Origin of the sequence: Prevotella bivia DSM 20514 (assembly GCF_000262545.1) — a bacterium.
Classification (GTDB): domain Bacteria; phylum Bacteroidota; class Bacteroidia; order Bacteroidales; family Bacteroidaceae; genus Prevotella; species Prevotella bivia.
Window position 1 is genome coordinate 872024 of the sequence record NZ_JH660660.1, and the last position, 13375, is coordinate 885398.

Annotated in this window: 9 protein-coding genes; 5 read left to right on the forward strand and 4 right to left on the reverse strand. The window is 39.6% G+C overall.

Going from position 1 to position 13375, the window contains the following annotated elements; genetic code table 11:
• Positions 1–43: 43 nt before the first annotated feature.
• Positions 44–502 carry a pantetheine-phosphate adenylyltransferase gene (gene coaD, locus PREBIDRAFT_RS06020; RefSeq protein WP_004336447.1) on the reverse strand — a complete coding sequence of 153 codons (459 nt, stop codon included), beginning with the start codon at positions 500–502 and terminating at the stop codon, positions 44–46.
• Positions 503–695: 193 nt separating this feature from the next.
• Complete coding sequence (locus PREBIDRAFT_RS06025; RefSeq protein WP_004336446.1) at positions 696–1928, reverse strand: M16 family metallopeptidase; 1233 nt, start codon at positions 1926–1928, stop codon at positions 696–698.
• A gap of 167 nt (positions 1929–2095) precedes the next feature.
• Between PREBIDRAFT_RS06025 and PREBIDRAFT_RS06030 the strand changes: the two genes are divergently transcribed.
• Positions 2096–3289 carry an FprA family A-type flavoprotein gene (locus PREBIDRAFT_RS06030; RefSeq protein WP_004336445.1) on the forward strand — a complete coding sequence of 398 codons (1194 nt, stop codon included), beginning with the start codon at positions 2096–2098 and terminating at the stop codon, positions 3287–3289.
• Positions 3290–3476: 187 nt separating this feature from the next.
• Here the strand turns inward: PREBIDRAFT_RS06030 and PREBIDRAFT_RS06035 are convergent, their stop codons facing one another.
• Complete coding sequence (locus PREBIDRAFT_RS06035; protein WP_004336444.1) at positions 3477–4031, reverse strand: DUF3332 domain-containing protein; 555 nt, start codon at positions 4029–4031, stop codon at positions 3477–3479.
• A gap of 405 nt (positions 4032–4436) precedes the next feature.
• On the opposite strand from PREBIDRAFT_RS06035, the gene PREBIDRAFT_RS06040 reads away from it, so the two are divergent.
• The gene (locus PREBIDRAFT_RS06040) at positions 4437–6572 is read left to right on the forward strand and encodes a glycoside hydrolase family 97 protein (RefSeq protein WP_004336443.1); all 2136 of its coding nucleotides are present in this window, start codon (positions 4437–4439) and stop codon (positions 6570–6572) included.
• Positions 6573–6660: 88 nt separating this feature from the next.
• Here the strand turns inward: PREBIDRAFT_RS06040 and PREBIDRAFT_RS06045 are convergent, their stop codons facing one another.
• Complete coding sequence (locus PREBIDRAFT_RS06045) at positions 6661–7200, reverse strand: LOG family protein (RefSeq protein WP_004336442.1); 540 nt, start codon at positions 7198–7200, stop codon at positions 6661–6663.
• A gap of 642 nt (positions 7201–7842) precedes the next feature.
• Between PREBIDRAFT_RS06045 and nagB the strand changes: the two genes are divergently transcribed.
• The 3 genes from nagB (at position 7843) to PREBIDRAFT_RS06060 (ending at position 13286) form a co-directional block, all read left to right on the forward strand.
• Positions 7843–8634, forward strand: coding sequence for a glucosamine-6-phosphate deaminase (nagB, locus tag PREBIDRAFT_RS06050; protein ID WP_004336440.1), 792 nt, complete (start codon positions 7843–7845; stop codon positions 8632–8634).
• Positions 8635–8730: 96 nt separating this feature from the next.
• Positions 8731–10722 (forward strand): glucosamine-6-phosphate deaminase, encoded by a 1992-nt coding sequence (locus PREBIDRAFT_RS06055; protein WP_004336439.1) that lies wholly within the window; start codon positions 8731–8733, stop codon positions 10720–10722.
• 290 nt (positions 10723–11012) lie between these two features.
• Positions 11013–13286: a polyribonucleotide nucleotidyltransferase gene (locus PREBIDRAFT_RS06060; RefSeq protein ID WP_004339482.1), complete on the forward strand. Its 2274-nt coding sequence runs from the start codon at positions 11013–11015 to the stop codon at positions 13284–13286.
• The last annotated feature ends 89 nt before the right edge of the window (positions 13287–13375 follow it).

Consider the following 13375-nt stretch of genomic DNA (forward strand, 5'->3'; position numbering starts at 1 on the left):
TTTATTTCTAGTTGGTTTTTGTCGTTGAAATCGTTGTTTTTTCCTATTTTTTTAGGGTGTAGCCCTTTGGTAGAAAGCGGGAAACATCCTCTCCAAAGTGGACTAGCTCTCTTACTAGGCTCGAACTTATGCTCGCAAGTTCTGGTTCGGTGAAGAGGAAAAGCGTTTCTATGCCTCCTATCTGCTGATTGATGTCGGCTTGTTCGCGCTCGTATTCAAAATCTTTGATACTGCGCACGCCTTTTATAAAGTATTGGGCATGCTCACGATGGGCTAAGCTGACGGTGAGATCGCTGTATGCTTTAACCTCAATTTTTGGCTCGTTAGCATAGAGTAGGGCTATTTTTTTCACCTTTTCATCGGTATTTAGCATCAAATTTTTGCGCTCGTTAATTCCCACACCTATCACTATTTTGTCGAACAAAGGCAGGGCACGCCTCACTATTGATGCATGTCCTATGGTAAAAGGATCGAAGCTACCAGCAAAAATACCTATTTTCATACCGTTTATGTTTTATGCAAATGTACTGTAAAAAGGAGAGATAAGCAAGAGAATTGAGCTTTGAACGTTGAAAATTAATAATTTCCGTCCTCCCATTTATTCCTTATAGCCTTAGAATACTTCTTTTAATTCTCTACGCTCAACGCTCAATTCCCATCTCTCAACTCTCAACTCTCAACTCTCAACGCTCAATTTATTTATAGATTAGCGTTGTGAGATTGCTAGCAGGAAATAGCTCTCGTGCTACAGCTTGTATCTCTTCTGCGGTAATCTTGTCAATGTCTTGGTACAGCTTTTGAATATCTTTTAACCAGCCATAGTGGAGGAAAGACTTTCCAAAGTCGAGCGCATAGCTCTCACGGTTATCAGCCGCAATGCCTATTTGTCCCTTTATTTGTCGCTTCGCCTTAGCGAGTTCTTCTTGGGTTAATGGTGTATTCATCACCTTATCCAGCTCTTTACGGATTAAAGTGAGACAAGTTTCTACATCGTCAGGATCGCAACCGAAGTAGATATTCCATAAGCCAGCACGTTCATAGGTCGACATAGTACTTTCAACGGTATATACAAGCCCATGTTTTTCGCGTAAACTAAGGTTGAGACGCGCCGACATACCCGGACCTCCAAGAATGTTATTGAGCAGATAGAGTGGCATGCGGCGTTTGTCGTACACATCATAAGCATGGGTACCCACCACAACATGAGCCTGATGTGTATCCTTATTCACCACAATGGGTGTTGTAGCAATGACTTCATAGTGTGGAGTTTGCATCAATGATTTTGCATTTTTGCGCGGTTTCATCGCTGGTGTATATTGCTGCAGAAGCTCAACGAGTTTGTCGAAGTTGATATTTCCTGAAGCATAAAATACTGCATTGTCAGGGCGATAATGCTTTGTGGTGAAGCGAAGGGCATCGGCAGTGGTGAAGCTTCTTACTGTTTCAGCCTTACCAAGAATGTTATGTCCTAGTGGGTGATGACGGAATACAATGTTTTCAAAGTCGTCGAAAATGAGTTCAGATGGCGAATCATTATACGACTCAATTTCATCGCAAATCACTTCCACCTCCTTATTGATTTCTGCTTGAGGATAAGTGCTATGAAAAACAATATCGCTGAGCAAGTCGACAGCCATTTCTATGTGTTCGTTAAGAATGGCAGAGTAATACACTGTTTCGCTCTTCGTTGTAAAAGCGTTGAGATCTCCTCCTACATCTTCTAAAAAATTAATGATGTCGAGCGATTTTCTTTGCTTTGTACCTTTAAACGTTACGTGTTCGCAGAAGTGGGCAATACCCTCTTCTAGTTCGGTTTCATCGGCTGTGCCAGCATTTATTTCATAGCCACAATATACCACATCGGCATCTGAAGGCAGGTGAATAATGCGTAATCCGTTATCTAGCGTTGCTGTATTATACTTATTCATTATGTGCAAAATTAGGAAAAAAGAATTAAAATGCTTTGAGTTTCACTTGAATTACAGTAATTTTGCATTGTAATTTAAAGTATTGATATAGCACGCTTTGTTGGTGTTATGAGATAGAAAACTCAGAAAACAAAAGGCTAATAATAAATACTCAAAACTTAATATATATGAAAAAAATAGCTGATAAGGTATACTATGTTGGTGTAAACGACCGTCACAAAATCCTGTTTGAGGGCGTTTGGCCGCTTCCATACGGTGTAAGTTACAACTCATATTTGATTGTAGACAAGGAAAAAGTTTGCTTAATTGACACGGTAGAGGCTGACTTCTTTATGCAATTCCTAGAGAATTTGCATGAAGTGCTTGGCGATCGTCCTATTGATTATGTAGTAATCAACCACATGGAGCCTGATCATTCTAGCTCATTGAAATTGCTAAAGAAGTATTATCCTAACGTTCAGCTTGTAGGAAATAAGAAAACCTTTGGTATGTTAGCAGGCTTCTATGGTATTGAGGATGATACTTATGAGGTGAAAGATGGTGATACTATTGAGCTAGGCAACTATACATTGAAGTTCTATCTTACCCCAATGGTACACTGGCCAGAGACGATGGTAACCTCATGTGTAGGAACTAAAAGCTTCCTATTTACGGGCGATGCTTTCGGTGCTTTTGGTGCATTGAATGGTGCTATCGTTGATGATGATATGGATACTGAGATGTGGTGGGAAGAGATGACTCGCTATTACTCAAATATTGTAGGTAAGTATGGTATGCAGGTGCAGAATGCTTTGAAGAAGCTTTTAGGTGTGCCTATTGAGTATATTTGTTCAACTCATGGTCCTATTTGGCATAAAGAGGTGGATAGAGTAGTGAAAACTTATGACCGATTATCAAAATATGAAACAGAAAAAGGACTAGTGATTTGTTACGGTTCGATGTATGGTAACACCGAGCAAATGGCTGAACTTATTGCCGAAGGAGCAGCTAAAGCAGGTTTGAAAACGATAAAGGTGCATAACGTTTCACAGATACATCACAGCTATATTATTAAGGATATATTCAAATATCGTGGTCTTATTATGGGGGCACCTACTTATAACGCTGGTATTTTCCATGATATGGAGTCGTTGATGAGTGAGGTTGAAAATAGAGACATTAAGCATCATTACTTTGGTTACTTTGGATCTTTCGGCTGGGCACAGAAAAGTGTGAGCATTCTTGAGGCTTGGGCACAGAAGAATAAGCATTATGAAGTAGTGGGAGAGGGCATTACTATGAAGCTAGGTCTTAATCCTGAAGTAAGAGAGCAATGCTTAAAACTTGGTGAAGCTATGGCGAAACGCTTGTTGGCAGATTAATTCCTTATAGGACGATAGGTATTTATAAGCCTAGATAGTAGTAGATGTAGCAATCCATTTAAGGCTTATTATCTACGACAAAAAACATAAAAAGCAACCTAAAAGAGTGCATAAAAATAAAAGAATTGCAAACTTTTAGGTTGTTCTTTTTTATAGATAGCTAGTGTGCTAATAACCCATACGTGGCTTATCTCTGTGCCATATAGAAGCTTGTGCCTGCTTGTAGGTGTGATAACTGATATACACCAGCAGCATCTACAGTAACATCGGCAGTGTAACCATTGTTTAAGAACGCCTTAACAGTACCATTACCATTAAATTGTAGGATCTTCTTTTCCTGACCTTCTGCATTGATGTACCATGTATTCTCTGCCTTATCATAGGTGAAATAGGTAATCTTTCCTTGTGGATTGGTAATTTGGTAACCATTCTCAAGGTACTTAACGGCATACATTAAGCCATCATCACCCTTGATATTGCGAACTTTTCCAACACGATTAGCTACAGGATTATCGCCAGTCCAGAACTCAATAGAGTTTAATACCAAAGCATCGGCAGCCCCACAGATAGCATAAGCTGGAGAAATTACAAGGAAAATAATTTCATTAAGGAATTTACTCTTTGTGGCAGTCTTGTTCCACTCTGCTAATTTGTTGAATAGTGCGAAAGAGCCTACACATGAACTAGTAACCATAGTACCTGCTAATAGCAAGGTAGCTATCTTTAGATTTTTCATTTTCATAATGATCTATGTTTTTGAATGAATATTATTTGTCCTGAAATATAGCTGTGTTATAAATATTATATCTTCTAAATAAGATTTTAAATTATAGTTTTCAAAAGTAGTTTTTTATGATGAAATAAAGCTGTACGTTTGCGGTATTTAACAAAAAAGCCTTCCTATTAACGAATGAATAGAATATTAGTATATTGATGGATAACGGCTATTTTTATTCACGCTCATGCTAATTTAAATAAGGTTAGATTTTTTATTTGTAAACCTTTGCACAGTTTTACCTCCTACTTTTTCGTATGATAAATGTTCGTTTTCGTATTTTTACCTTATCTTTGTTGAGCCTAGTGTTGTATTCATTAATAACAAAATAATTTTATTATTTTATATCTAAACAAACAAAGTAAAAACTTTATGAAAAAGATTAGTTTGATTTTATCAACGCTTCTCCTTGCTTTGCCATCTATGGTGATGGGACAGACAGTGAAGTCTCCTAATGGAAAGATCGCTGTTACCTTCTCTCTTCAGGGAAATGGTGTGCCTACATACGAGATGACTTACAAGGGAAGAGCAGTTGTAAAGCCATCTCACTTAGGGTTAGAGCTAGTAAAAGACAAACATGCTAGTAAAGGATTTGATGAGACCAATCTTATGGATGGTTTTACAGCAACTAACTCCAAAATATCTACTTTTGATGAAACTTGGAAGCCTGTATGGGGAGAAACATCTACCATCCGTAACAACTATAACGAACTAGAGGTAGATCTTAATCAGAAAGATCAAAACCGTAACATCATTATTCGTTTCCGTGTATACGATTGTGGTATGGGATTGCGTTATGAATTTCCACTCCAAAAGGATCTTAGCTACTTTATTATAAAGGACGAACACACTCAGTTTGCAATGACAGGCGACCATACTGCATTTTGGCTTCCTGGCGATTACGATACCCAAGAGTATGAAACGCAGATCTCTAAGCTGTCTGAAATTCGTGGAAAGATGAAGAGTGCTGTTACTGAGAATGCTTCACAGACACCATTTTCACCTACAGGCGTGCAGACTTCTTTGCAGATGAAGACTGCCGACGGTCTTTACATCAATATTCATGAGGCGGCATTAGTGGATTATCCAGCTATGCACTTGAACCTTGATGATAAAACTTTTGTATTCAATTCATGGCTGACACCAGATGCTAAGGGTAACAAAGGAATGATACAAACTCCTTTTAATACGCCTTGGCGCACAGTAATGGTGAGCGATGATGCGCGTGATATGCTTTCAAATAACATTATTCTCAACTTGAATGAGCCATGTAAACTAGAGGATACAAGCTGGATTCACCCAACAAAATATTGCGGTGTATGGTGGGAAATGATAGCTGGTGGAAAGCCTTGGGCTTATACCGATGAGTTCCCTTCGGTAAAGCTTGGACAGACCGATTTTGCTAATGCAAAGCCTAATGGTCGTCATCCTGCTAATACGGCAAACGTAAAGAAGTATATTGACTTTGCTGCAAAAAATGGACTTCAAGAAGTGTTAGTAGAGGGTTGGAACATTGGTTGGGAAGACTGGTTTGGTCATTGGAAGCGCGATGTATTCGATTTTGTTACTCCTTATCCCGACTTTGATATAAAGGAACTCAACGAATATGCTCATTCCAAGGGGGTAAAACTGATGATGCACCATGAAACTTCTGGTAGTACTATTAATTATGAACGCCACATGGAGGATGCTTATAACCTTATGAATAAGTATGGTTATGATGCTGTAAAGACTGGTTACGTGGGCGATATTTTACCACAAGGCGAGTATCATTATAGCCAATCAATGGTAAACCATTACCTCTATGTCGTTCAGCAAGCAGCTAAACATCATATAATGGTGAATGCTCATGAAGCTGTTCGTCCTACAGGATTGTGTCGTACTTATCCAAACTTGGTAGGAAATGAGAGTGCTCGTGGTACAGAGTTTGAAGCTTTCGGTGGTAGTGAGCCATACCATACTGTTATTTTACCATTTACTCGTTTGCAAGGTGGTCCGATGGATTATACGCCTGGTATCTTAGAAACACAGCTTTCTAAGTGGTGTGATAACACAAGTTATGTTCGTACCACATTGGTAGGTCAGTTGGCTTTGTATTGTACAATGTATAGTCCATTACAAATGGCAGCCGATCTTCCTGAAAATTATGAAAAATATGCTGATGCTTTCCAGTTTATTAAAGATGTAGCAGCCGATTGGGACGATAGCAAATACCTTGAAGCTGAACCAGCACAGTATATCACTGTGGCTCGCAAAGCTAAGGGAACTAACAACTGGTTTATCGGTGGTAAGTGTGATGCTAAAGGACATAAGAGTACCATTAAGCTCGACTTCTTAGACAAAGGACGTAAGTATCAAGCTACGATCTATGCCGATGGCAAGGATGCTAGTTATGATAAGAATCCTTCTTCGTACGTTATTACGAAGAAAACAGTGAAAAAGGGCGATAGGCTTAATCTTATTCAAGCTCCCGGAGGTGGTTTTGCGGTGAGCCTGATAGCACAGTAAGGACAAACAGTTAGATATAAAATAGCCCGACAATCATTATGTTTGTCGGGCTTGTTTTATATTTCTTCTAACCAAGTGGGTAATATGCTTAATGTATTTCGATGAGGCTTTCTTCTATTTCCTCTATACTTTTTACCACCTTAATATACTTTGTGTAATGTCCACGTATCATACCTCGTTTCTGCATATCTTCTAGTAGGTGGATTGCTGCATCCCAAAAACCATTCATATTATAAAGTAACATTGGTTTGTGATGATAGCCTATGGTGTGCGAAGCAGCAACGGTAAAAACCTCATCGAGCGTTCCGATACCGCCGGGTAAGGCTATAAAAACATCGCTTTGCTCCATAATAAGCGCTTTACGATCGGTTAAATCTTCGCAAGGAAAGTGGACATCCACATATTTACTCATTCTACAATCTTCTTCCATAATACGTGGTACCATCGCTATTGTTTGTCCTCCAGCCTCATGAACAGCCTTTCCGATACTTTCCATTAGTCCTGAATTGCCACCGCCATATACAAGGGCGTGTCCTTTGTTTGCCATCCATTTTCCTAGTTCCTCTGTGAGTTTGAAGTAGCTTTTGTCAATGTTATCATTGGCAGAGCAGAATATTCCTATTTTCATATTTCGGTTGTTTCTATTGTTGTTGGTTGTTTTTGTTTTTACAAAGATAGTGCCAGCGAGCGCAATGAAAGCTTGCTTTCAAATTGCCGAGTGCCGCCTATCTTATACAAAGATAGCGCAAATGTTTTAAAATGCCCTCAAAGAATATTTGAAAAATAAAGAAAAAATTATCTATACTAACAGCAATTAAACACAAAAATGTCATCAATTAACTAGTAAAACATAACCTATTGTGTATCAAAAGCTTACGCTTTGCGCTGAAAAATAATTTATTTTTATTCTATTTTTAATTTATTTTCATATTAAAAATAAATTAAAAACGCACTAAAAACATCATCTTTTGCTACATTAAAGGTTATATATTGTGTTTAGAAAGCTTATGTTTTATCTTATTAAAGATAACGTGTTGATAGGAAAAGCGATAGCAAACTACAATATAAAAATCATTACCTCTCATTTCTCTAACTTTCTTTTCTCTATGAATATGACCTATTTAGACACATTTAGTTTGTTATAATCAATTAATTTCCTTACTTTTGTCAAAGAAATAAGTGCAAAATTCTTCTTAGTTTGCATATTTGTCGAAGTAGGCTCTAAGATAAGAACTTAGCACAGCAAAACCTAATTATCCAATTTATTAATATGAGACTAATTATAGAGCAAGACGCAGCAAACCTCGCACGATGGGCAGCCGAGTATGTAATTGAACGTATTAACGCAGCTAGACCAACTGCGGAAAAGCCTTTTAAACTAGGACTCCCTACTGGTTCTTCACCTATAGGTATGTACCAAAACTTGGTGAAAGCTTACAAGGAGGGACGCGTTTCATTTGCCAATGTAATCACCTTTAATATGGACGAGTATGTAGGTTTGCCTGAAGAGCATCCTGAAAGTTATCACTCGTTTATGCGCACCAATCTTTTTAACCATATCGACTGCCCTAAGGAAAATATCCATATCCTTAATGGTAATGCTGAAAACTTAGAGGAAGAGTGTCGCCATTACGAGGAAATGATAGCTGAGGCAGGTGGCATTGACTTGTTTATTGGTGGTATAGGTCCTGACGGTCATATTGCTTTCAACGAACCGGGATCATCATTAGTATCGCGCACGCGTATCAAAACGCTTACGCAAGACACGATTATTGCTAACGCACGCTTCTTTGATAACGACACAACAAAGGTACCAAAGCACGCTTTGACAGTGGGGGTAGGTACGGTAATGGATGCTAAGGAAGTGCTTATCCTTGTTAATGGACACAATAAAGCGCGCGCTTTGCAGGCAGTAGTAGAGGGTGGTGTTACACAGATGTGGACTATCAGTGCGCTTCAGCTCCATCAGCACGCTATCATTGTTTGCGATGAAGCAGCTACCGACGAGCTAAAGGTGGGTACTTATCGCTACTTTAAAGATATAGAAGCAGACAACTTATAAGCGTAAAATAAAAGGCGAGTTCTGATAAAGGTGATTATTAGAATGCGCCTTATTTTTTAAATATAACCTAAGATAACAAGAAAAAAGGATGTGATTATGAGACTTAATCTAAGTGAGAAAATAGTATTAAATAATGTCCCTGAAGATTTTTATCGCCCTAAGACAGCGGTAGATCGTTCGGAGATTACCCGTTTTGAAAAAATATATACCGAGATATATCCTTCTAGTGCCGAAGGAACTCGCTTCTTGGCAGAAAGCATAGCTAGTCAGATTAAGGTAAAGGCAAGCGAAGGTAAGTTTTATGTATTAGCAGCAGGCACAGGTTTGTCGCTAACCCCTGTGTATGAAGAGCTTATTCGTATGCACAAAGAAGAAGGCTTGAGCTTTAAAAATGTGGTAGTGTTTAATGCTTACGAGTATTTTCCTCTTAATGAAAATAGTAATTATAAGAGTATTACTCAGTTGCGTAAAAACTTCCTAGACCATGTTGATGTAGAGGCGCAGAATGTGTTTACCCCCGATGGTACCATTTCGCAAGAGCAGGTACAGGAGGCTTGTCGATTGTACGAACAGCGCATACAGACCTTTGGCGGACTAGATGCAGCCTTGCTCGGTATAGGTCGTAGCGGTAATATTGCTTGTAATGAGCCGGGATCGGGTATAACTTCTACTTCTCGACTTATATTGATCGATGCCCTTTCTCGTCAGGAAATGACAATGAGCTTTGGCTCACAAGAGCCTGTTCCTCCTTGTAGCATCACAATGGGTATTAAGACTATTTTGTCGGCTCGTAAGATATATATTGCTGCATGGGGTGAAGAAAAAGCAGATATTATACAAGAGGTGGTAGAAGGAAAGGTTACCGATAGTATTCCTGCTTCTTTCCTTCAGACTCACGAAAGCGCTTGTGTTGTAACCGATTTGGCGGGTGCCGCTCGTTTAACACGCATCGTACACCCTTGGTTAGTAACTAGTTGTACATGGACAGATAAGCTCACTCGCTCGGCTTTGGTTTGGCTTTGTGGCATTACTAAGAAACCTATTTTGAAGCTTACCAATAAGGATTATAATGAGAATGGTTTGAGCGAGCTATTAGCACTCTATGGCTCGGCTTATAATGCGAATATCAAGATCTTTAATGATCTTCAGCATACAATCACAGGTTGGCCAGGTGGTAAGCCCAATGCAGATGATAGTAATCGTCCTGAGCGTGCTAATCCTTATCCTAAACGTGTGATAGTATTCTCGCCACACCCTGACGATGATGTAATCTCTATGGGAGGAACACTTCGCCGATTGGTACAGCAAGGACACGAGGTACACGTAGCTTACGAAACATCGGGTAATATTGCTGTAGGCGATGAGGAAGTAACGCGTTTTATGCACTTTATCAATGGCTTTAATCAGCTTTTCAATAATGCCGATGATGAGGTAATACGTGGCAAGTATAAGGAAATAAAAGAGTTCTTGGCTAAGAAGAACCCAAATGATATTGATTCGGCTGATGTGCGCACCATTAAGGGCTTAATTCGTCGTTGTGAGGCACGTATGGCATCAAGTTATAACGATATTCCGCTCAAGCGCGTTCACTTTTTAGACTTACCTTTCTATGAGTCGGGCAAAATAGAGAAGCTTCCTATGACGGAAGCCGATGTTAAGATCGTTCAGCAATTGCTACAAGAAGTGCAGCCACATCAAATCTATGTAGCAGGCGATTTGGCTGATCCTCATGGTACACACCGCAAATGTACCAATGCAGTACTTGCCGCACTCGATGAAGAGAAAAAAGCAGGCGCTAAGTGGTTGGACGACTGTCGTGTATGGATGTATCGTGGTGCATGGGCTGAATGGGAAATAGAGAACATTGAAATGTGTGTTCCTATGAGTCCTGAAGAACTTCGTGCAAAGAGAAACTCAATATTAAGACACCAAAGCCAGATGGAGAGTGCGCCATTCTTAGGTAACGATGAACGCCTTTTCTGGCAACGTGCAGAAGACAGAAATCGTGGTACAGCCGAACTTTATGATAAGCTTGGCTTGGCTTGTTATGAAGCTATGGAAGCCTTTGTGCAGTATCATTTATTATAAAATAAAAGGCAATAATCATTTTTAAAATATTATAAAACAGTGTTCTTTTCTTATGAGAAGAATACTGTTTCTTTAGGGAAAAAGTCAATATATGTGTGAATTAGCTTAGATGTTAATGTAAAATAAGTTACCTTTAATTTGTAATTTACATATATAATAGGTATATTTGCACGATTAATTTTTATAGATGGATGTATGAGAAGGTAATTGTGTAGTATTTACCCATTGAGCTTTGCCATTATAGTCCTTCTCAGATGTTGGTCAAAACAATAAGATTTTTTATATTTTAGATGAACGTAATTACGAAAACAATTCAATTGGCTGATGGTAGGACCATCTCAATTGAAACTGGAAAGGTTGCAAAGCAAGCTGATGGTGCAGCCATGTTGCGCATGGGTAACACCGTATTATTGGCTACTGTTTGTGCAGCTAAAGAGGCAGTTCCAGGTACAGATTTCATGCCTTTGCAAGTAGATTATCGTGAGCAGTATTCTGCAGCAGGCCGTTTCCCTGGTGGTTTTACCAAGAGAGAAGGCAAGGCAAATGACGATGAAATCTTAACTTCACGCTTGGTGGATCGTGTTCTTCGTCCACTTTTCCCAGCCGATTATCACACAGAAGTGTATGTACAGGTAATGTTGCTATCTGCTGATGGCATTGATCAGCCTGATGCTTTGGCTGGTTTCGCAGCTTCTGCTGCTCTTGCAGCTTCTGATATTCCTATCGAATATCCTATTTCTGAGGTTCGTGTGGCACGCATTAATGGCGAATATGTCATCAATCCAACCTTCCCACAGATGAAGGAAGCTGATATGGACATCATGGTAGGCGCAACAAAGGATAACATCATGATGGTAGAAGGTGAAATGGATGAGGTTTCAGAGCTAGATCTTATCGGCGCTTTGAAAGCTGCTCACGAGGCAATTAAGCCTATGTGTGAGCTTCAGGAAGAACTTTCTAAGGAATGTGGTACTGATGTTAAGCGTGAATACTGCGATGAAGTAAACGATGAAGAGCTTCGTGAGCAGGTTCGTAAAGAAACATACGATGCTTGTTATGCACAAGCACAAAGCGGTGATAACGACAAGCACCACCGTGAAGAAGTATATGCACAAATTAAGGCAGACTTCGTTGAGAAGTTTGATGCTGCTCATACCGAGCTTACAGCAGACGAGTTAGCAGAGAAACACGAGATGATTGATCGCTATTATGCTGATGTAGAACGCGACACTATGCGTCGTAGCGTTTTGGATACAGGTAAGCGTATGGATGGTCGTGCTACTGATGAGATACGTCATATTTGGTCAGAAGTAGATACTTTGCCAATGCCTCACGGTAGCGCATTGTTCCAACGTGGTGAGACAATGTCGCTTTCTACATGTACTTTAGGTACTAAGATGGACGAGAAGATGGTTGATAATGTGCTTGAAAAGAGCTACCAACGCTTCTTGTTACACTATAATTTCCCACCATTCTCTACAGGTGAAGCTAAGGCACAGCGTGGTGTTGGTCGTCGTGAAATTGGTCACGGACACTTGGCATGGCGTGCTTTGAAGAACCAAATTCCTACAGATTTCCCATACACAGTTCGTTTGGTAAGTCAGATTTTAGAGTCTAACGGTTCTTCATCAATGGCTACTGTATGTGCAGGAACATTGGCATTGCTTGATGCTGGTGTACCTATGAAGAAGCCAGTATCTGGTATTGCAATGGGATTGATTAAGAACCCAGGAGAAGATAAGTATGCTATCCTAAGCGATATCCTTGGTGATGAAGATCACTTAGGTGATATGGACTTTAAGACAACAGGTACTAAGGACGGTATTACAGCTACTCAGATGGATATTAAGTGTGATGGTTTGTCATACGAAATCTTAGAGAAGGCGTTGATGCAAGCTAAGGCTGGACGTGAACATATCCTTGGTAAGATGATGGAAACTATGTCTGAACCACGCGAAGAAATGAAGCCACAAGTTCCAAGAATTGAGCAAATGTTCATTCCTAAGGAATTTATTGGTGCTATCATCGGTCCTGGTGGTAAGATTATTCAGCAGATGCAGGAAGATACTGGGGCAACTATCACAATCGAAGAGATTGAAAATCAAGGTAAGATCCAAGTTTCAGCACCTAACAAAGAGTCAATAGATGCTGCCTTAGGTAAGATCAAAGCTATCGTAGCTGTTCCTGAAATAGGTGAGATTTATGAAGGAACTGTTCGCTCAATTATGCCTTATGGGTGCTTTGTAGAGATCCTTCCGGGTAAAGATGGCTTGTTGCACATCTCTGAAATCGACTGGAAACGTCTTGAAACTGTTGAAGAAGCAGGTATCAAGGAAGGCGATAAGATCCAAGTTAAGTTGTTAGAAATCGATCAGAAAACTGGTAAATATAAGCTTTCTCGCAAAGTGCTTTTGGAGAAACCAGAGGGCTATGTAGAGCCACAACGTCGTCCTCGCCCAGATCGTGGTGATCGTAACGATCGTCGTCCACGTCGTGATGGCGAGCATAGAGGTGATGATCGTCGTCCACGTCGTGAAGAAAATCAGAATGAAACCAATGATTAATATGCTGCAATAAAGCAGATTAATTATTCTATAAGTTATAGGCTCCTATTGTTAATTATGTACAATAGGAGCTTTTTTGTTATACACTT